This is a genomic window from Roseateles chitinivorans (genome assembly GCF_002761755.1).
GTDB lineage: Bacteria > Pseudomonadota > Gammaproteobacteria > Burkholderiales > Burkholderiaceae_C > Roseateles > Roseateles chitinivorans.
The window spans coordinates 57,992-76,641 of record NZ_PEOG01000013.1 but is presented as its reverse complement, the minus strand read 5'-3'; the positions used below and the strand labels follow the sequence as shown (position 1 = coordinate 76,641).

The following is an 18,650-nucleotide window of genomic DNA, read 5'->3' as shown; positions in this document are numbered from 1 at the left end:
CGAAAGAAATGCCGCGCCGCCGGAAGACAGCGCGGCATGGAAGGTCGCCGGGAGGACGGGCGACGTCTCAGGAAAACAGACGGATCACTTCGTCGGCGGCACGAAGCCGGCGGCCTTGTAGGCGGCCTCGACAGTGCCCTTGCCCACGCGGCCTTCCATCTCCTTGTGGACCGGCATCAGCGCCAGCTTCCACTCGTTCACCTCGGCCGGGGTCAGCGTGTAGATCGTGGTCTTGCCGCTGGCCTTGATCTTCTCCAGCGCCTGCTGGTTCTCGGTCTGCGCGATCGCGTTGGCGTAGGTGGTCGCGTCCTTGACGCTGCTGTCCACCACGGCCTTCAGGTCGGCGGGCAGGCCGTCGTAGAACTTCTTGTTGATGATCAGCGCATAGGCCAGGTGGCCGTGGTTGCTGATCGTCGTGTGCTTCTGCACCTCGTAGGTCTTCTGGGTGTAGAAGTTGGACGGCACGCCCTCGGTGCCGTCGACCACGCCCGACTGCAGCGCCTGGTACAGCTCGGAGAAGGCCATCACCTGCGGGATCGCGCCCAGCGCGCGCATCTGCGCGTCCAGCACCTTCGACGACTGGATGCGCATCTTCAGGCCCTTGAAGTCCGCCACATGGTGCAGCGGCTTGTTGGCACTCATGATGTGGAAGCCGTTGTCCCAGAAGGCCAGGCCCTTGATGCCCTTGGGCTCGAGCTTCTTGAACAGCTCCATGCCCAGCGTGTTGGTCGTGTTGCGGAAGGACGCGTCGTCCTTGAACAGGAAGGGCAGGTCGAAGACCTCGAATTCCTTCACGCCCAGCGGACCGAACTTGGCCAGCGACGGCGCCAGCATCTGCACGGAGCCGAGTTGCAGGGCCTCGAGCTCTTCCTTGTCCTTGTAGAGCTGGCTGTTCGGATAGACCTCGACCTTCAGGCGGCCCTTGCTGCGCTCTTCCGCCAGTTCCTTGAAGCGCTGCGCGCCCTTGCCCTTGGGCGTGTCGGGAGCGACGACGTGGCTGAGCTTGATCACGATCGGCGCCTGGGCGAAGGCGGTCGTGGCGGTGCCGAGGGCGGCGCACAGGCCGGCGGTGGCGAGCGCGGCGGACAGCAGCGCGCGGCGGGGGAAGGTGGCGGACATGGCGGTCTCCTGGTGTTCTCGGGATCCAAGGCGCCGGCACGGAGGGCCGGTCTGCGGGATGGAGCGGATTGTGGAAATCCGGCCCGAGCGCGGCCAGTTGTGGACTTCCACATTGGGGGAGCCCGCAGCGCTCCTGGCCCGGCCCGCGTGCCGCGCAAGGCCTAGACTGCCGCCATGGCCGTGCCCCGACGTCTGCTCCAAACGCTCAAGCGCGCCAGCTGGGCCTTGCCGCTGCTGCTGGCGCTGGCCTTCGCCGCCTCGGTCGGCGTGTGGCTGCGCCTGAGCGACATCCGCGACCTGGAGGAGGAACGGCTCACGCTGATCACCGACGCGCTGTCGCTGGAGGCGCGCATCTCGGACTGGCTCAACGCGGAACATGCGGCGGTGGACCGGCTCGCGCTGCAGCTGCCGGGGCAGGTCGACGACCACATGCTGCTCAACCACCGCGCGGTGGCCGAGGGCCTGCGTCGGCTGTGGGTCAGCGCGACGGTGCTGGACGCCAACAACCGCGTGATCGCGCATGTGCCGCAGCAGGTCCCGCAGGCGGCGGCGCCGTCGAAGGAGCGCAGCGGCGTCAGCCTGGACGAGGGCGGGCTGACGGCGCACTGGAGCGCGGCGCGGCCGCAGGGCGGGCGCCTGGTGGTGCGCTTCGCGCCGAGCGCGCTGCTGCGGCAGACGCTGCCGTGGTGGCTGGCGCAGAAGTACGACGTGCGCCTGGTCGATGGACTCGGGCAGCGGCTCGCGCAGACGGGCGATGCGGCCACGCTGCCCGGGACGCAGAGCTACCGGGTCAGCGTCGATCCCGCGATGCGCGAGACCTGGCTGGAGCTCAACACGCGCATCCCGCACCGGCCCTGGTGGTACACCCTGGCGGCGGGGCTGATGGGTGTGTTCATCCTGTTGTCGGCGCTGGCCAGCGGCATGCTGCGTCGGCAGATGCGCGAGGTGCAGCGCGCCGAGGGCGAGGCGCGGACCGAAGCCGCTTGGCGCCGCGCGGTGGAGGATTCGTTGACGGTGGGCCTGCGCGGGCGCGACCTGGACGGTCGACTGACCCATGTGAACCGCGCCTTCTGCGACCTGGTGGGCTATGGCGCGGAAGAGCTGCTGGGCCGCCTGCCGCCGATGCCGTACTGGCCGGCCGACGAGATGGCCGACAGCCTGCGACGCCACCAGCGCAACATGGCCGGGGGCGCGCCTCGGGAGGGCTACGAGGCGCGCTGGATGCATCGCGACGGCCATGAGCTGGACGTGATGATCTTCGAGGCGCCGCTGGTGGACGCCAACGGCGTGCAGATCGGCTGGATGGGATCGATCGTCGACATCAGCGCGCGCAAGCAGGCCGAGGAGCGCGAGCGCCGCCGCACCGAGGCGCTGGCGCATCAGGCAAGGCTCAGCACGCTGGGCGAGGTGGCGTCGGCGCTGGCGCATCAACTCAATCAGCCGCTGGCGGCGATCGCCGGCTACAACGCGGGGGCGATCCGCTCGCTGGAACGCGCCGGGCAGACCGACGAGATCGTGATGGAGGCCTTGCGCCGGCTGGGCGAGCAGGCGCAGGAGGCCGGACGCATCGTCCAGCGCATCCGCGCCTTTCTGACGCGGCGGGCGCCGCAGCCGGAGCGCTGCGCGGTACCGGACCTGGCGGCGCGGGTGCTGGCGCTGCTCAAGCGCGACCTGCGCGGCGTGCAGGTGGATGTCGAGATGCCCGTCGGCCTGCCGGACGTGCAGGCCGATGCGGTGCTCATCGAACAGGTGTTGATCAACCTGGTGCGCAACGCGCTGGACGAACTGCATCAATGCCCCGGGGCGCGGGTGCGGATCGCCGCGCAGCGGGTGGGCGAGCGCTTCGTGCGCGTCGATGTGGACGACAACGGGCCCGGGCTGCAGGGGCGCGGCATCGATCAGCTGACGACGGCGTTCTATTCGACCAAGGCGGAGGGCATGGGCATGGGGCTGGCGATCTGCCGGTCGGTCATCGAGGCGCACCACGGCGGCATGGAGGCTGGCGTGGGGGCGCTGGGCGGGGCGAGGATCAGCTTCACGCTGCCGCTGTGCGCCGGCGAGCGGTCCTGCGACGGCGCCGGCCCGGGCGCTGCGGCATCACACAAGGAGGGCGCGCGATGAGCGACCCACAGGCGACGGTCCATCTGGTGGACGACGAGGCGGCGGTGCGCGACGCGCTGGCCTTCCTGATGCGCTCGCACGGCCTGCGGGTGGAGGCGCACGCGAGCGGGCCGGCGCTGTTCGAGGCGCTGGACCAGGCGATCGATCCGCATGGCTGCATCGTGCTGGATGTGCGGATGGAGCCGCTGTCGGGCCTGCAGGTGCACGATGAGCTGATCGCGCGCGGGGTGCCGCTGCCGGTGATCTTCCTGAGCGGTCACGGCGACATCCCGATGGCGGTGGACGCGATGCAGAAGGGCGCGATCGATTTCGTCGAGAAGCCGTTCAACGACCAGGCGCTGGTGAACAAGGTGCAGCGGGCGATCGCGACGGATGTTCACCGCTGGCGCGAATCCCGCGCGCATGCGGACGTGGCCGGCAAGCTCGCCAGCCTGACCGACCGCGAGCGCGAGGTGGCGGTGCTGGTGGCGGCGGGCAAGCTGAACAAGCAGGTCGCGGATGAACTCGGCATCGCGATCCGCACGGTGGAGGTCCACCGCGCGCGCGCGTTCACCAAGCTGGGCCTGCGTTCCGCGGCGGAGCTGGCGACGCTGCTGGAGCGGTTCGAGGTGAAGCGGGAGAAGGCACCGGGTCAGTGAGCTGGCACGGGTCGCGCTGTCAGTTCGATGCCGAGTACGTTCAGGACGGCCAGAAGGGTGCGAAGCGTCGGATTCCCCTTCTCGCTGAACGAGCGATAGAGGTGCTCACGGGACAACCCCGTCTGCTCGGCAACCTGCGTCATCCCTTTCGCTCGCGCCACCATGCCCAACGCAAACGCGATATAGCCCGCATCGTTGGTTTCGAAGGCGTCTGCCATGAAGGCCGCGATGGAGGCTTCGGTCGTCAGCATCTCCGCCGGGTCGTAGGTCCGCACCTGCTCAGCCATCTTGAAACTCCCCTTTCGCGAGTTCTATCGCGTTACGAATGTCCGATTCCTGTGACGACTTGTCCCCGCCGCACAGCAGGAGGATGAGCCGGTCACCACGCTTGACGTAATACAGGCGATAGCCGGGACCGACATGGATCCGGAGCTCGCGTACACCGTGTCCGATGGCTTTCTCGTCGCCGGGATAGCCGTACATCAGGCGCGAGATGCGCGCGTTGATTCGGTGCTTTGCCTCGAGGTCCTTGAGACGACGAAGCCACTTGTCGAACGTGCGGGTGGACTGGACGGTGATCACCCGATCACTGTAGTTTAGAAGCTACTGATCGAGATTGCCACCCGGCCGGGCGATTCGTCGGACCTTGAGGTCGATCAACCGGCTTGCAGGACCAATGACACGTTGCTCCCGCCGAATGCGAAGGAGTTGCTGACGATCGACTTCGTGTGGTCGAAGGGGCGGGGCTCGCGCACCACGTCGGCGACGGCCTCGAGCGCGCTGCTGCGCAGGTGGGCGTTGCGCGGCAGCTCGCCACGCCGAAGCGCCTGCACGCAGGCGATCAGCTCCAGTGCGCCGCCCGCGCCGATCAGGTGGCCGTGCAGCGCCTTGGTCGCGCTCACCGGCACGCCGCGCGGGCCGAAGACGCGCGCCAGCGATTCGGCTTCCACCGCATCGCCCACGTCCGTGGCCGTGCCGTGCGCATTCACGTAGCCGACCTGCGCCGGCGCGATGCCCGCGTCGGCCAGCGCGGCGCGCAGCGCGCGCTCCTGGCCGTCGGCGTCGGGTCGCGACAGGTGCACCGCGTCCACGCTATGCCCGTAGCCGGCCAGCACGGCAAGCGCCGACGCGCCGCGTGCGCGGGCGTGCGAGGCCGTCTCCATCACCAGCGCCGCCGCGCCCTCGCCCAGCACCAGGCCCCGGCGGCCGTCGTCGAAGGGCCGGCAACTGCGCGCGACATCCTCCGGATCCGGCGGCGCCATCACGCCCATCGCCTGCCAGGCCGCCACCGAGCCGGGATTCAGCATCGCCTCCGACCCCCCCACCAGCGCCAGGTCGGCGCGCCCCTGGCGCAGCAGCATCAGCGCCTCGCCGATCGCCTGCGCCGACGATGCGCAGGCATTGGAGATCGTCAGCATCGCCGCCCTCAGCCCGTGCCTCATCGCCAGGTGAGAGGCCGCCGAGTTGCTCATCACCCGCACCACCGTGTAGGGATGGATGCGCGGCGTCTCCCGGGTCAGGTGCTCGCCATAGGACTGCTGCAGCGCATTCGATCCGCCCAGCCCCGTGCCCCAGGCCACCGCCGCCCGCTCCGGCGCCGGCGCCGTCGCCGGCAGGCCGGCCTGGGCCCAGGCCTCGCCCGCCGCCTGCAACGCCATCAGGCTGTGCCGGTCGTGCAGGTTGCGCTGCGCCGGCGGCATGTCCTGGCCCAGCGGCTGCGTCACCGCCGCCGCCGCGAACGGCGCCACGCCGCGCGCCGGATCGCCCGGCTGCAGCGCGATCCCCGACCGTCCCTGCGCCAGCGCGTCCGCGAACGAGGCCGCGTCGGGGCCGAGGGCGCTGCAGGCGCCGATGCCGGTGATCCATACCGCTTGCGCGCTCATGCTGATGCCGACGCTCAGGCCGCCGCGACCGCGGTGACGGGCGCCGCCGGCGTGCCGGCGTCACCGTCGCCGGCAAGCAGCGCATCCACCAGCGTCGCGAGGCCGGCGATCGTCGGCTGCTTCATCGCGGCGTCGTGGTCGATCTCGATGTGGAACTTGTCCTCCACCGCGAACATGAAGTCCACCAGCATCAGCGAATCCAGTCCCAGTTCGGCGAAGGTGACGTCGTTCTTCAGGTCGTCGGCCGACATGCCCAGGTCGTGGCAGGCCAGCTGGCGGAGTTCTTCAAGCGTGTTGCTCATGGCGGAGGTCCTCGGTCGCGGTCAAAGGGGAAAAGCGCTCGGCCGGGTCCGCGACGGGCACCTGGCGCAGCAGGAACTGACGGGCGGCCTGCGTGACCGCGCCGCGCTCGTTGTCCAAGGTCAGCATGTGATAGCTGTGGTGGAACCAGTGCACCTCGGGCGTCGTGCCCAGGCGCCGTTGCAGCTCCAGCACCGAGCGGGCGCCGCTGACGTCGTCCTCGCTGGCGTGCAGCACGATCGCGGGCGCGTCGATCCGGTGCAGGTCCCGGCGCACATGGCGGATCAGCCGCGAGGCCTGGTGCAGCGAGGCCGCAGGCAGCCGGTCGGCGCCGGCGGCGGAGACATGGCTCGCGTTCATCGCCTGCGCGACCCACTCGCGCAGGCGTTCGTTCTTGATGCCGTAGGGCGGCGTCTCGCGGAAGCTCAGCCACTGGCGCAGCGGCGGCACATAGGCCAGCGGCAGCAACCGCCGCCAGGGCGAGACGTTCCAGCCGTCGAAGTGCAGGCTGGTGGAGAGCAGCATCAGCGCCGCGGCCGGCCGCTCGAGCGCCAGCGCCAGCGTCAGCACCGCGCCCATCGACAGGCCGCCGACGGCCACGCGGGCATGCTTCGCCGCCAGCGCGTCGAAGTGGGCGGCGGCCATCTCGACCCAGGCCTCGAAGGGCGGCACCGCGCGGCGGCGGGTCGGCGCCGGCGCTCCGGCCGCCGGCGGCACCACACCGTAGCCCTCCAGCGCGGGCGCCTCCACGACGTAGCCGGCATCGCGCAGCGCGCGCGCCAGCGGCATCATCTCCAGCGGATTGGCGCACAGGCCGTGCAGCAGCAGCACGGCCGGACGCGGGTCCAGGGACGGCGTCGGCGCCGGCTCGGCGGCCACGGGGAGCGGGGTAACGGTGTTCGGCATGGGCGGCAGTCTGTCCAAGCTCGCTGTTGCGGACTTGACGCAAAGCTGTCGGAAAGCTGTCGACGCCGTTGCCCTCAGGTTTCTGACAGGTCTCGGATTGGCCCCCGCAAGGCTCAAGGCTTATGCTGCCGCTCCATGCGAATCCTCCTGGTCGAAGACGATGAATTCCTGGCGGAATCCACCGCCCGGGCACTGCGCTCGCAGTCCTGGGTCGTGGACGTCAGCGCCCGTGGCGAGCCCGTGCCGCTGTCGCTGCGCGAGGACCGCTACGACCTGCTGATCCTGGACATCGGCCTGGCCGGCATCGATGGGTTCGAGACGCTGCGGCGCGTGCGCGCCCAGGGCAGCACGACGCCGGTGCTGCTGCTGACCGCTCGTGATGCCGTCGAGGATCGCGTGCGCGGCCTGGAGGGCGGCGCCGACGACTACCTCGTCAAGCCCTTCGCCCTGAGCGAGCTGATCGCCCGCGCCCGCGCGCTGGTGCGCCGCAGCCAGGCGCGCACTGGCAATGAGCTGCGGCTGTCGACGCTGCGCATGGACCTGGAGGCGCGCCGGGCCTTCATCGCCGAGGAACCGCTGGCCCTGTCGGCGCGCGAGTGGGATGTGCTGGGCTTCCTGCTGGCGCGGGCCGGCAAGGTGGTGGCCAAGGAGCAGATCGCTTCCGCCAGCAACGGCTGGGAGCAGGGCGTCAGCGACAACGCCATCGAGGTCTGCGTCTCGCGGCTGCGCGCCAAGATCGAGCCGGCCGGCCTGCAGCTGCGCACCGTGCGCGGCCTGGGCTACCTGCTCGAGGAGATGCCCGCCGCACCGGCGGCGAAGGCCTGATCCGCGGCATGAGCGACAGGTCGCGCCGCCGCACCTTCAGCCTCAAGCAGCGGCTGCTGATCTGGCTGATGGCCCCGGTGCTGGTAGCGGTGCCGGCCGCCGGCATCGTGCTCTACGACGTGATGCACGACACGGCGATCTCCTGGCTCGACCAGGCGCTGGGCGACACCGCGCTGGCCGTGGCCAGCCTGCTGCGCGAGCGCGATGGCGCCGTGTTCGTCGACGTCTCCGGCCCGACCGACCGCGCGCTGCGCTTCGATCGCACCGACCGGATCTATTACCTCGTCCTCGACCCGACCGGCGAGGTGCTGTTCGGCGACGCGCAACTGGCGCGGCTCCAGCTGCCCCGGCGCAAGCCCAACGAATGGTTCTTCACCCTGGCGACGCTGAACGGCGAGTCGTTGCGCGCCGCGGCGCTGGGGGCCACCTGCGGTCGCTCGGTCTGCCAGATCCTGGTCGCCGAAACCCTCAACAAGCGCGATGCGCTGCAGCGACAGCTGGCGGTCGTCGTGATGCTGCTGATCGGCGGCATGGCGATCCTGCTTGCCGGCGCCGGCTGGTGGGCGACCTACCGCGGCCTGCGCCCGCTCGCGCGGCTGAGCGCCGAGCTGGAGCAACGGGACCTGGCGCGCCTGGAGCCGCTGCAGCCCGATGTGCCAGCGGAGCTGCGGCCGCTGATCGCGGCCTTCAACCGGCTGTTCGAGCGGCTGCGGCGCGCGTCGTCCGCGCAGCAGGACTTCCTGGCCAACGCGGCCCACCAGCTACGCACGCCGCTGACCTCCCTGCGCACCGAGATCGACCTGGCGCTGCTGGAGCCGCACGACCCGCAGATGGAACCGGTGCTCAAGCGCCTGCAGGGCTCGGTGGACCGCAGCGCGCGGCTGGCGACGCAGATGCTCTCGATCGCGCGCGCCGAGGCCGAGCCCGGCGGCCGCGAGCAGCCGCTGGACCTGCGCGACATCGCCGCCCAGGTGGCCGAGGACTGGGTGCCGCGTGCCTTGCAGTCGGGCGCGGACATCGAGTTCGAGCTGGAAAGCGCGCCGGCGCTGGGGCAGGGCTTCCTGCTGCGGGAGCTGCTGGCGAATGTGCTGCACAACGCGCTGAACTACGCCGGGCCGGCACCGCGCATCACGGTGCGCACCGGCTGCGACGACGCGTGGTCGCGGATGGAGGTCGAGGACAACGGCCCCGGCATCCCGCCGCAGGAGCGGGAGCGCGCGCTGCGCCGCTTCGAGCGCGGCAGCGAGTCCAAGGGCACCGGCAGCGGCCTCGGCCTGGCCATCGCGCTGGACATCGCGCAGCGGCATCGCGGCCGGCTGGAACTGCTGGACGCGGCTTCGGGCTCCGGGCTGCGGGTCCGGCTGAGCGTGCCGAGGACGAGCGCCGACGGGGCGAACTGAGCGCGCAGCGGGCGGAAGGCGCCCGCCACGCGGAGCGTGTCGCGGATCGCCGACGTCGGTTGCAACGGCGGTGCAACGAAAGCATCTCGGGCGCGCTCGTTCATGGGGCCGTCATCGCGGCTGGACAGACTCGCGGGCTTCCTCGCTCCCATGCCCCGCCTTTGGCGGCCGCCTGCCCGTGAACACTGCCCGCACCGACTCCATCGAACCCGTCGACGCCAACGTCACCAATGCCGCCAACGCCGAGCGCCGCCGCCTCGCCGCGGCGGGGGGCGTGGTCGCCCTCTTGTCCCTCACAGTCACCTTGACCGCCTGCGGCGGCAGCGGTGGCAGCGGCGGCACCGAGCCTGAAGCCGGCGCCTGGACGACCGGCGACCTGCATGTGCACACCGTCCAGTCCGACGACTCGCGCACGACGCAGACGCTGGACTTCGTGCTCGGCAAGGCCTTCACCACCCACGGGCTGGATTGGATGGCGGTCACCAACCACCTGCGCTCATCCAAGTACGACAACGACGCGCACCTCCTGCCGGCGCCGGTGGCCTTCGCCTATGGCATGGCGTCGTACGAAATGCCCCGCGTCAAGGCGTTGCAGGCCGCCGGCAGCTACACCGGCAAACTGATCTTCTCCGGCTTCGAGTGGGACACGCCCACCCACGACCACATCGGCATCGGCATCTTCGAAGGCGGCTCGACGCTCGTCAGCTCCGCCAGCGCGATGAAGGAGTTCCAGTACGTCTTCACCAACGGCGACGAGTCGCTGTTCCAGGCGGACGACCTGGCTCGCTGGAAGGCCAAGTACAACCAACGCGCCAACGCCACGGCCGCCGACGCGCTCAAGGGCATCGCCTGGCTGAAGGACAACTATCCGGACACCAGCTACGCCGTCATCAACCATCCGTCGCGCAATCCCGGCAAGTACACGATCGCCGACTTCCGGCAGATGAATGACCTCGCGCCGAAGATCGTCTTCGCGATCGAGGGCATGGTGGGCAACCAGATGGAGCCCAACCGCGGCGGCTACACCTCGGCCTACACCGACGCGAACAAGCCCAATCGCACCTATGGCGGCACCGACTACGTCGTCGCCCAGCTCGGCGGCGTGTGGGATGCGCTGCTCGGCGAGGGCCGGCGCATCTGGAACGTCGCGGACTCCGACTCGCACTTCGAGATCGATGCCGCCGGCAACAGCAGCGGCTACTACCCCGGCGAGTACGCGAAGAACTATGTGTGGCAGCCCAAGGGCAGCACCGGCGTCGCTGGCCTGCTGGACAGCCTGCGCGCGGGACGCGGCTTCGGCGTGTTCGGCGACCTCATCAATGCGCTGGACTTCACCGCCACGGCTGGCGGCGGCAAGGCGACCATGGGGCAGGAGCTGGTCACCGGCGCGGGCCAGACGGTCACCGTCACCATCCGCTTCAAGAGCCCGGCGGTGAACAACTATCAGCGGCCGGTCAACAGCGGCAACCTCGGCAACATGGTGCCCAAGGTGCATCACGTCGACCTGATCGCCGGCGACGTCGGTCCGAAGGCGGCGCCGGGCACGCCGGCCTACGACCTGGCGACCAATCCGTCGACGCGCGTGCTCAAGCGTTTCACCAGCGCCGACTGGACCTTGGGCGCCGACGGCTACTACAGCGTCACGACCACGCTGCCGGCGAGCCGGAGCCAGTACTTCCGCCTGCGCGGCACCAACCTGGCCGAGGATGTGCCCGGCCTGAGCGCCGGTGGCGAGCCGCTGGCCGACCAGCCGGTGAACACGGCCGACAACGCGACGCGTCATGACCAGATCAACGACCGCAACTACGGCAGCCTGTGGTTCTACTCGAACCCGATCTTCGTCAGCGTGAAGTGAGGCGCGCGACGCGGCCCCTCGCGGGAGGGACGCGTCGCCGGCCGCCGCGGCGGCCACAATCGCGGTTCGGCGCTGGCCGATTCCCAGCCCTCAGTCCGCACCTCCCATGCCCATCCGCATCGTCCAACTCGGCGTCACGCCGCGCCTGCCCGACGAGGGCGCCCGTCTCGGCACCGTGCGTCGACCGCCGCGCGGCATCCGCAAGGAGGACTACGCGCGGCTGGGCTACTACGACAGCTGGCTGCCGCTGCTGGCGCCCAGCGCCGAGCTGATGGCGCAAGGCAAGGCCGCCGAGGACGACCGGCAGTGGGCCGCCTTCGCCAAGGCCTACCGCAAGGAAATGAACGACGCCGCGCCATCGCAGCTGCTGGATACGCTGGCGGCGCTGTCGCACTCGGCCAACCTGTCGGTGGGCTGCTACTGCGACAACCCGCAGCGCTGCCATCGCAGCCTGCTCATGCAGCTGCTGGAGGAGCGGGGGGCGGCGATCCGAAGCTGATCGCGTCGAACAGCCGCTGCAGCTTGTCGCGTCGCGACGGCGCCAGGAACTGCCGGGCCCAGGCGAGCCGACCCAGCAGCGGCGCGCGCAAGGCCGGATCCACCGGGTCGCGCCCCGAAGCGATGCGCCAGGCCATCCAGCCGCAGGTCCATCGGGAAGGCGCAGGCCGCCGCGGGGATACCCCGCAGCCGGAGGCGCGAACGCTTCCGAAAGGCTTGGCGGCGCCAGAGGTCGGCGGCGATCATGGGTGGGGCCGTGATCCCCTCAAGCCGGCGTTCAGGCCGCGTGAGGAGGCCCGCTGACCGAGATCGATCCCCGCCGGCTCAGGCGGCGCTCAGCACCGCCTGCTTGGAAGCGTTGGCCTGCAGCGGGAGGTAGGCCGCGTCGGACTCCGAGCGCTTGGCCTCGCAGCTCGCCACCAGCTGCTTCTGCCATTGCGAGTGGCGGTCGAAGAGCTCCGCGATCCAGTCGACGAAGACCCGCAGCTTGGTGCTCAAGTGCCGGTTGGGCGGGTACACCACGTACAGCGGCAGCGGGTCCGATTCCCAGTCGCACAGGAAGGGCACCAGCTCGCCGGCGTCGATGTGCGGCTTGATCATGAAGTAGGGCGCCTGGATCACGCCCAGCCCGGTCAGGCCCGCGGTCATGTAGGCATTGCCATCGTTGACCGAGACCTTGTAGTGACCGTAGATCTCGTAGCGCTGGCCGTTCTTGCTGTAGTCGAACGGGAAGCGCTTGCCGGTGCGCGTCGAGAAATAGCTGACCACATGGTGCTGGTCCGACTCCAGGTCCAGCGGATGCTGCGGCATGCCGTGCTCGCGGATGTAGGCCGGCGACGCGCAGCAGCCGTAGCCCCAGTCGCCGATGCGGCGCGCCACCAGCGACTGGTCGGTGATCTCGCCGCCGCGCACGACGCAATCGACGTTGTCCCCGATCAGGTCCACCGGCCGGTCCGACACGCCCAGGTCGATCTGGATGTCCGGATGTCTTGCATAGAACTCCGGAAGTGCCGGGATCAGCAGCAGCCGCGCCACGCTCGACGCCACGTCGACGCGGATTCGTCCCTTCGGCGCTGCCCGAGCATGGGACACGGAGCCCTCCAGCTCCTCGATGTCCGACAGCAGCCGCGTGACCCGCTCGTAATAGGCGGCGCCGTCGGGCGTCACGCTGACGCGCCGCGTCGTGCGGTTCAGCAGCTTGACCTTCAAGTGGTCCTCCAGCGACTGGATGAGCCGCGTCACCGCGGTCTTGGGCAGGTCCAGCGATTCCGCCGCCCGCGTGAAGGTACCCGCTTCCACGACGCGCGCGAAAGCCTGCATGGCATTGAGCTTGTCCATCCTGAACCCCTGATGGCGGCACGAGGCCGCGACTGCTGATGTGCTGCTGATCGGCGCGTCTGCGCGCGCGCGAGGTCGCCATCCTGCCCGATCGATTGTTTCGTCGATGAAACGCTGATTCGCGCCGGGACCTGTTTATCGGACGGCGTCCGGTCCCTAAATTTCGCTGCATTGCAACATGAACCGGCCTGCCCCCACGCGGAGCAGGCCTTTGCTCCTGCCATGGATGCGCTGCCGCTGACCTCCTGCCACGACGACCTCCTGCCCGCCGGCGACGGCGTCGTGCCGGTGCGCGTCTACAAGGGCGCCGCACGCCGCAAGGACGCGCCGGTCGTCATGCACCTGCACGGCGGCGCCTTCACCTGCGGCGACCTGGACAGCGGCGAGCTGGTCTCGCGGCTGCTGGCCGACGCGGGCGCGGTGGTGGTGGACGTCGACTATCCGACCGGCGCCGACCATGTCTTCCCGGCCGCGCTGAAGATGCTGGACGCGCTGCTGGCCGGCCTGCACAAGGCGCGCAGCCGGCTGTCCGGCAAGGGCGCGCCGCTGGTGGTCGCCGGCGAGGAGGCCGGCGGCAACCTCGCCGCGGCGCTGGCGCTGATGGCGCGCGACCAGGGCCACCGCAAGCTGTCCGGCCAGATCCTGATCGGGCCGATGCTCAATCCCTGCCTCGCCACCGCCTCGCTGCGTCAGGCCGATGCCGGCTACGGCGAGTGCCGCTGGATGCACGGCTGGCGCGCCTACCTCGGCGAGGGCGAGGATGGCGACCATCCCTATGCCGCGCCGGCCAACACCAGCCGCCTGGCCGGACTCGTGCCGGCGCTGGTCGTCAGCGCCGAGGACGACCCGATGCGCGACGAGGCCCTGGCCTATGCCCGCGCGATGAAGCGCGCCGGGGTCGACGTGCAGCAGGCGCTGATCGCCGGGCCCAGCGGCTGGCCCTACAGCCTGATGAAGCGGCCGTCGCTGGCCGCGCCGCAGCTGCCCTGGGCCGCCGCGCTGCGCCAGAAGCTCGCCGACTTCCTGAGCCTGATTCCCCCCGCCGGCCCCCGCCGGCCGCAACCCGCCTGACCGGCCCCGAGAGCACCGTCCTGACCGACCCACCGATTCCGTTCCACCGATTTCCCAGTCGTCCCGAACTCCCAACGTCTACCCCCGTCCACGGAGCACCACCATGAACAAGAAGATCTTTGCCACCTCGCTCACCGCCGTCGCTGCGGTCGTCGGGGCCGTCGTCGTCGGCCTGCACAGCCAGCAGGCGGTCGCCAATCAACCGTCGGGCGCGCCGCAGGCGATCCCGGTGTCCGTCGCCACCGTGGCGAGCCAGGACGTCGCCGCCTGGGACGAGTTCTCCGGTCGCCTCGAGGCCGTCGAGCGCGTCGATGTCCGCGCCCGGGTGTCCGGCGCGGTGCAGTCGGTGCACTTCCGGGAAGGGGCGCTGGTCAAGGCCGGCGATCTGCTGATCACCATCGACCCCGCGCCCTACCAGGCCGAGGTGGACCGCGCCGAGGCGCAGGTGCTGGCCGCGCAGGCCCGCGTCAGCTACACGAAGAGCGAGCTGGAGCGCTCCAACCGCCTGTGGAGCGAGCGCGCCATCGCGCAGCGGGAGCTCGACGAGCGCAGCAATGCCGCCAACGAGGCCAACGCCAACCTCCGCGCGGCCCAGGCGGCGCTGCAGTCCGCGAAGCTGAACCTCGGCTACACGCAGGTCCGCGCGCCGGTGGCCGGCCGCGTCGGCAAGCTGGAAGTCACCCAGGGCAACCTGGTGGCCGCTGGCCCCGGCGCACCGGTGCTGACGACGCTGGTCTCGGTCAGCCCGATCTACGCCAGCTTCGACGCCGACGAGCGCACCGTGGCCCGCGCGCTGAACGAGCTGCATGGCAACGCCAAGGGCGCGACCGGGGACCTGTCGAGCATCCCGGTGCAGATCGGCACCGCCGCCACCGCCGACACGCCGTTCAACGGCAAGCTGCAGCTGATCGACAACCAGGTCGATGCCCGCAGCGGCACGGTGCGAGTGCGCGCGGTGCTGGACAACAAGGACGGCGCGCTGATTCCGGGCCAGTTCGCCCGCATCCGGCTGGGCCAGGCCAAGTCGCGTCCGGCGGTGCTCGTCAACGAGCGCGCCGTCGGCACCGACCAGAGCAAGCGCTTCGTGATGGTGGTCGGCGCGGACAACACGCTGAGCTACCGCGAGGTGCAGCTGGGCGCCAACGTCGATGGGCTGCGCATCGTCACCACCGGCCTGAAGGCCAACGAGCGCGTCGTCGTCAACGGCCTGCAGCGGGTGCGCCCCGGCGCGCTGGTGGCGCCCACCCTGGTGCCGATGAATGCCAAGGCGGAACTCCAGGCCAAGGACGGCGCGGCGAAGGCGGACAAGTCCTGATCGGACCGACCGCCTCGCCCTGCCTCTCACAGTCGACTTGAAAGACTGACATGAATCTCTCCAAATTCTTCATCGACCGCCCGATCTTCGCGGGCGTGCTGTCGGTGCTGATCTTCGTCGCGGGCCTGCTCGCGGTGCGGGTGCTGCCGATCTCGGAATATCCCGAAGTCGTGCCGCCGCAGGTGGTGGTCCGGGCGCAGTACCCGGGCGCCAACCCGAAGGTCATCGCCGAAGCCGTCGCCACGCCGCTCGAGGAATCGATCAACGGCGTCGAAGGCATGCTCTACATGGGCAGCCAGGCGACCACCGACGGCCTCATGACGCTGACCGTGACCTTCAAGCTGGGCACCGACCCGGACAAGGCGCAGCAGCTGGTGCAGAACCGCGTCTCGCAAGCCGAGCCGCGCCTGCCCGAGGAAGTCCGCCGCCTCGGCCTCACCACGGTCAAGAGCAGCCCGGACCTGACCATGGTCGTGCACCTGCTGTCGCCCAACGACCGCTATGACATGACCTACCTGCGCAACTACGCGGTGCTCAACGTCAAGGACCGCCTGGCGCGGATCCAGGGCGTGGGCCAGGTGCAGCTGTTCGGCTCGGGCGACTACTCGATGCGCGTCTGGCTGGATCCGCAGAAGGTCGCCGAGCACGGGCTGTCGGCCAGCGACGTCGTCCAGGCGATCCGCGAGCAGAACGTGCAGGCCGCGGCCGGTGTCGTCGGCGCCTCGCCGGGCCTGCAGGGCATCGACCTGCAACTGCCGATCAACGCGCAGGGCCGCCTCCGCAACGAGGAGGAGTTCGGCGACATCATCGTCAAGAGCGGTGCCAACGGCCAGGTGACGCGGCTGCGCGACCTGGGCCGCATCGAGCTGGGCGCGTCGGAATACGCGCTGCGCTCGCTGCTGGACAACAAGTCCGCGGTGGCGATCCCGATCTTCCAGGCGCCCGGCTCCAACGCGATCGAGATCTCGGACAACGTCCGCGCCACGATGGCGGAGTTGAAGAAGGCGATGCCGGAAGGCGTCGACTACTCGATCGTCTACGACCCGACGCAGTTCGTGCGCGCGTCCATCGAGTCGGTCATCCACACGCTGCTCGAGGCGGTGGCGCTGGTGGTGCTGGTCGTGATCCTGTTCCTGCAGACCTGGCGCGCGTCCATCATCCCGCTGCTGGCCGTGCCGGTGTCCATCATCGGCACCTTCGCGGTGATGCACCTCTTCGGCTTCTCGATCAACGCGCTGTCGCTGTTCGGCCTGGTGCTGGCGATCGGCATCGTGGTGGACGACGCGATCGTGGTCGTCGAGAACGTGGAGCGCAACATCGAGGCCGGCCTCAGTCCGCGTGACGCGACCTATCGCGCGATGCGCGAAGTCTCCGGTCCCATCATCGCGATCGCGCTGGTGCTGGTCGCCGTGTTCGTGCCGCTGGCCTTCATCACCGGCCTGACGGGCCAGTTCTACAAGCAGTTCGCGCTGACGATCGCGATGTCGACGGTGATCTCGGCGGTCAACTCGCTGACGCTGTCGCCGGCGCTGGCCGCGATGCTGCTCAAGGGCCATGACGAGCCCAAGGACTGGCTGACCCGTGGGATGGACAAGGTGTTCGGCCGCTTCTTCGGCGGCTTCAACAAGCTGTTCAACCGCGGCGCCAAGGCCTACAGCGGCGGCGTGACCAAGGCGATCTCGCGCAAGGTGATCATGCTGGTCGTCTACGGCGGCCTGCTAGGCCTGACCGTGGGCCTGTTCAAGGCGGTGCCCAGCGGCTTCGTGCCGGCGCAGGACAAGCAGTACCTGATCGGCTTCGCGACGCTGCCCGACGGCGCCACGCTGGACCGCACCGAGGACGTGATCCGCCGCATGAGCGAGATCGCGATGAAGACGCCGGGCGTGGAGCACGCCATCTCCTTCCCGGGTCTGTCGATCAACGGCTTCACCAACAGCTCCAACTCGGGCATCGTGTTCGCGTCGCTCAAGTCCTTCGACCAGCGCACCGGCAAGGGGCTGTCGGCGGGCGAGATCGCGGGCAACATGAACGCGCAGTTCGCGCAGATCCAGGACGCCTTCGTCGTGATGTTCCCGCCCCCGCCGGTGCAGGGCCTGGGCACCACCGGTGGCTTCAAGCTGCAGCTCGAGGACAAGGGCGGCCTGGGCTACGAGGCGCTCGACCAGGCGGTCAAGGCCTTCATGGCCAAGGCCCAGCAGGCGCCCGAGCTGGCCGGCATGTTCACCAGCTACCAGGTCAACGTGCCGCAGCTGTATGCCGACCTGGACCGCACCAAGGCGCGCCAGCTGGGCGTGGCGGTGACGGACGTGTTCGACACGATGCAGATCTACCTGGGCTCGCTCTACGTCAACGACTTCAACAAGTTCGGCCGCACTTACACCGTGCGGGTGCAGGCGGACGCGGCCTACCGCGCGCGCGCCGAGGACGTCGGGCTGCTGAAGGTGCGATCGGCCTCGGGCGAGATGGTGCCGCTGTCGGCGCTGATGAAGGTCGAGCCGAGCTTCGGTCCCGAACGCGCGATGCGCTACAACGGCTTCCTGTCGGCCGACATCAACGGCGGTCCGGCACCGGGCTACTCGACCGGCCAGGCGCAGGACGCGATCGCGCGCATCGCCGCGGAGACGCTGCCCCCGGGCATCAGCTATGAATGGACCGAGCTGACCTACCAGGAGATCCTGGCCGGCAACTCCGCGGTGTGGGTGTTCCCGCTGGCGATCCTGCTGGTGTTCCTGGTGCTGGCCGCACAGTACGAGAGCCTGTCGCTGCCGGTGGCGATCATCCTGATCGTGCCGATGGGCCTGATGGCGGCGATGACCGGCGTCTGGCTGAACCATGGGGACAACAACGTCTTCACGCAGATCGGCTTGATCGTGCTGGTGGGGCTGTCGGCGAAGAACGCGATCCTGATCGTGGAGTTCGCCCGGGAGCTGGAGTTCGCCGGCAGGAGTCCGCTGCAGGCGGCGATCGAGGCGAGCCGGCTGCGTCTGCGTCCGATCCTGATGACGTCGATGGCGTTCGTGATGGGCGTGCTGCCGCTGGTGCTGGCCTCCGGTGCCGGTGCCGAGATGCGCAATGCGATGGGCGTGGCGGTGTTCGCCGGGATGATCGGCGTGACGGCTTTCGGCCTGTTCCTGACGCCGGTGTTCTATGTGGTGGTGCGGCGCCTGACCGGCAACAAGCCGCTCAAGCAGCACGGCGAGGTGCCGCATGACATCGAGGCCTTCGTCCAGCCCGAGCAGGGCGCGGGCCACGACTTCGGTCCAGGCGGCAACGCCCGTCCGCATCCGGCCGCGCCGCGCCACGAGCACGAGTGATCCCGCAATCTTGATCCCCGGACTTCCGGCATCCCGCGATCGCGCGGGTGCCGGGGCCGGCGGAGCG

17 protein-coding genes are annotated in these 18,650 nt (G+C 70.0%); 9 read left to right on the top strand and 8 right to left on the bottom strand.

Annotated elements, in window-relative coordinates:
• Positions 1–84 precede the first annotated feature (84 nt).
• Positions 85–1,119: a TRAP transporter substrate-binding protein gene (locus CS062_RS06385; protein WP_099860604.1), complete on the bottom strand. Its 1,035-nt coding sequence runs from the start codon at positions 1,117–1,119 to the stop codon at positions 85–87.
• 174 nt (positions 1,120–1,293) lie between these two features.
• On the opposite strand from CS062_RS06385, the gene CS062_RS06380 reads away from it, so the two are divergent.
• Both CS062_RS06380 and CS062_RS06375 read left to right on the top strand, forming a co-directional pair.
• The gene (locus CS062_RS06380; protein WP_099860603.1) at positions 1,294–3,240 is read left to right on the top strand and encodes a sensor histidine kinase; all 1,947 of its coding nucleotides are present in this window, start codon (positions 1,294–1,296) and stop codon (positions 3,238–3,240) included.
• Positions 3,237–3,878 carry a response regulator transcription factor gene (locus tag CS062_RS06375; RefSeq protein WP_099860602.1) on the top strand — a complete coding sequence of 214 codons (642 nt, stop codon included), beginning with the start codon at positions 3,237–3,239 and terminating at the stop codon, positions 3,876–3,878. The genes CS062_RS06380 and CS062_RS06375 overlap by 4 nt, the downstream gene beginning before the upstream one ends.
• Here CS062_RS06375 and CS062_RS06370 read toward each other — a convergent pair.
• The 5 genes from CS062_RS06370 to CS062_RS06350 all read right to left on the bottom strand — a co-directional run bounded on the left by CS062_RS06370 (position 3,872) and on the right by CS062_RS06350 (position 6,967).
• A complete protein-coding gene (locus CS062_RS06370; RefSeq protein ID WP_099860601.1) occupies positions 3,872–4,165 on the bottom strand; it encodes an addiction module antidote protein in 294 nt (97 codons plus the stop codon). The two genes, CS062_RS06375 and CS062_RS06370, sit on opposite strands and share 7 nt — an antisense overlap.
• Positions 4,158–4,460, bottom strand: a complete 303-nt coding sequence (locus CS062_RS06365) for a type II toxin-antitoxin system RelE/ParE family toxin (protein WP_099860600.1) — start codon at positions 4,458–4,460, stop codon at positions 4,158–4,160. The genes CS062_RS06370 and CS062_RS06365 overlap by 8 nt, the downstream gene beginning before the upstream one ends.
• Positions 4,461–4,534: 74 nt before the next feature.
• Positions 4,535–5,761, bottom strand: coding sequence for a beta-ketoacyl-[acyl-carrier-protein] synthase family protein (locus tag CS062_RS06360; protein ID WP_099860599.1), 1,227 nt, complete (start codon positions 5,759–5,761; stop codon positions 4,535–4,537).
• A 14-nt stretch (positions 5,762–5,775) separates the two neighbouring features.
• Positions 5,776–6,063: an acyl carrier protein gene (locus CS062_RS06355; protein ID WP_099860598.1), complete on the bottom strand. Its 288-nt coding sequence runs from the start codon at positions 6,061–6,063 to the stop codon at positions 5,776–5,778.
• Positions 6,047–6,967, bottom strand: a complete 921-nt coding sequence (locus CS062_RS06350; RefSeq protein WP_099860597.1) for an alpha/beta hydrolase — start codon at positions 6,965–6,967, stop codon at positions 6,047–6,049. The genes CS062_RS06355 and CS062_RS06350 overlap by 17 nt, the downstream gene beginning before the upstream one ends.
• Before the next feature lie 135 nt (positions 6,968–7,102).
• Between CS062_RS06350 and CS062_RS06345 the strand changes: the two genes are divergently transcribed.
• From CS062_RS06345 to CS062_RS06330, 4 genes are all read left to right on the top strand, one after another.
• Complete coding sequence (locus tag CS062_RS06345) at positions 7,103–7,792, top strand: response regulator (RefSeq protein ID WP_099860596.1); 690 nt, start codon at positions 7,103–7,105, stop codon at positions 7,790–7,792.
• An 8-nt stretch (positions 7,793–7,800) separates the two neighbouring features.
• Entirely contained in the window at positions 7,801–9,192 is a 1,392-nt protein-coding gene (locus CS062_RS06340; protein WP_099860595.1) for a sensor histidine kinase, read from the top strand.
• Positions 9,193–9,370: 178 nt separating this feature from the next.
• Complete coding sequence (locus CS062_RS06335; protein ID WP_233217938.1) at positions 9,371–11,047, top strand: CehA/McbA family metallohydrolase domain-containing protein; 1,677 nt, start codon at positions 9,371–9,373, stop codon at positions 11,045–11,047.
• Positions 11,048–11,153: 106 nt separating this feature from the next.
• Positions 11,154–11,546 carry a DUF488 domain-containing protein gene (locus CS062_RS06330; RefSeq protein WP_099860594.1) on the top strand — a complete coding sequence of 131 codons (393 nt, stop codon included), beginning with the start codon at positions 11,154–11,156 and terminating at the stop codon, positions 11,544–11,546.
• Here CS062_RS06330 and CS062_RS26125 read toward each other — a convergent pair.
• Positions 11,503–11,682, bottom strand: a complete 180-nt coding sequence (locus CS062_RS26125; protein WP_158238682.1) for a hypothetical protein — start codon at positions 11,680–11,682, stop codon at positions 11,503–11,505. The two genes, CS062_RS06330 and CS062_RS26125, sit on opposite strands and share 44 nt — an antisense overlap.
• 187 nt (positions 11,683–11,869) lie before the next feature.
• Positions 11,870–12,883 carry a LysR family transcriptional regulator gene (locus tag CS062_RS06325; RefSeq protein ID WP_099860593.1) on the bottom strand — a complete coding sequence of 338 codons (1,014 nt, stop codon included), beginning with the start codon at positions 12,881–12,883 and terminating at the stop codon, positions 11,870–11,872.
• A 222-nt stretch (positions 12,884–13,105) separates the two neighbouring features.
• On the opposite strand from CS062_RS06325, the gene CS062_RS06320 reads away from it, so the two are divergent.
• The 3 genes from CS062_RS06320 to CS062_RS06310 all read left to right on the top strand — a co-directional run bounded on the left by CS062_RS06320 (position 13,106) and on the right by CS062_RS06310 (position 18,583).
• The gene (locus tag CS062_RS06320) at positions 13,106–13,954 is read left to right on the top strand and encodes an alpha/beta hydrolase fold domain-containing protein (protein ID WP_099860592.1); all 849 of its coding nucleotides are present in this window, start codon (positions 13,106–13,108) and stop codon (positions 13,952–13,954) included.
• A gap of 103 nt (positions 13,955–14,057) precedes the next feature.
• Positions 14,058–15,269: an efflux RND transporter periplasmic adaptor subunit gene (locus CS062_RS06315; protein WP_099860591.1), complete on the top strand. Its 1,212-nt coding sequence runs from the start codon at positions 14,058–14,060 to the stop codon at positions 15,267–15,269.
• Between the two features lie 50 nt (positions 15,270–15,319).
• Positions 15,320–18,583, top strand: a complete 3,264-nt coding sequence (locus CS062_RS06310) for an efflux RND transporter permease subunit (RefSeq protein ID WP_099860590.1) — start codon at positions 15,320–15,322, stop codon at positions 18,581–18,583.
• The last annotated feature ends 67 nt before the right edge of the window (positions 18,584–18,650 follow it).

Excerpts from the sequence above, each read along its gene's own strand:
- CS062_RS06340 (WP_099860595.1), top strand. The coding sequence starts at position 7,801 with ATGAGCGACAGGTCGCGCCGCCGCACCTTCAGCCTCAAGCAGCGGCTG.
- CS062_RS06350 (WP_099860597.1), bottom strand. The coding sequence starts at position 6,967 with ATGCCGAACACCGTTACCCCGCTCCCCGTGGCCGCCGAGCCGGCGCCG.
- CS062_RS06310 (WP_099860590.1), top strand. The coding sequence starts at position 15,320 with ATGAATCTCTCCAAATTCTTCATCGACCGCCCGATCTTCGCGGGCGTG.
- CS062_RS06375 (WP_099860602.1), top strand. The coding sequence starts at position 3,237 with ATGAGCGACCCACAGGCGACGGTCCATCTGGTGGACGACGAGGCGGCG.
- CS062_RS06380 (WP_099860603.1), top strand. The coding sequence starts at position 1,294 with ATGGCCGTGCCCCGACGTCTGCTCCAAACGCTCAAGCGCGCCAGCTGG.
- CS062_RS06345 (WP_099860596.1), top strand. The coding sequence starts at position 7,103 with ATGCGAATCCTCCTGGTCGAAGACGATGAATTCCTGGCGGAATCCACC.
- CS062_RS06360 (WP_099860599.1), bottom strand. The coding sequence starts at position 5,761 with ATGAGCGCGCAAGCGGTATGGATCACCGGCATCGGCGCCTGCAGCGCC.
- CS062_RS06325 (WP_099860593.1), bottom strand. The coding sequence starts at position 12,883 with ATGGACAAGCTCAATGCCATGCAGGCTTTCGCGCGCGTCGTGGAAGCG.
- CS062_RS06355 (WP_099860598.1), bottom strand. The coding sequence starts at position 6,063 with ATGAGCAACACGCTTGAAGAACTCCGCCAGCTGGCCTGCCACGACCTG.
- CS062_RS06330 (WP_099860594.1), top strand. The coding sequence starts at position 11,154 with ATGCCCATCCGCATCGTCCAACTCGGCGTCACGCCGCGCCTGCCCGAC.
- CS062_RS26125 (WP_158238682.1), bottom strand. The coding sequence starts at position 11,682 with ATGGCCTGGCGCATCGCTTCGGGGCGCGACCCGGTGGATCCGGCCTTG.
- CS062_RS06385 (WP_099860604.1), bottom strand. The coding sequence starts at position 1,119 with ATGTCCGCCACCTTCCCCCGCCGCGCGCTGCTGTCCGCCGCGCTCGCC.
- CS062_RS06370 (WP_099860601.1), bottom strand. The coding sequence starts at position 4,165 with ATGGCTGAGCAGGTGCGGACCTACGACCCGGCGGAGATGCTGACGACC.
- CS062_RS06315 (WP_099860591.1), top strand. The coding sequence starts at position 14,058 with ATGAACAAGAAGATCTTTGCCACCTCGCTCACCGCCGTCGCTGCGGTC.
- CS062_RS06320 (WP_099860592.1), top strand. The coding sequence starts at position 13,106 with ATGGATGCGCTGCCGCTGACCTCCTGCCACGACGACCTCCTGCCCGCC.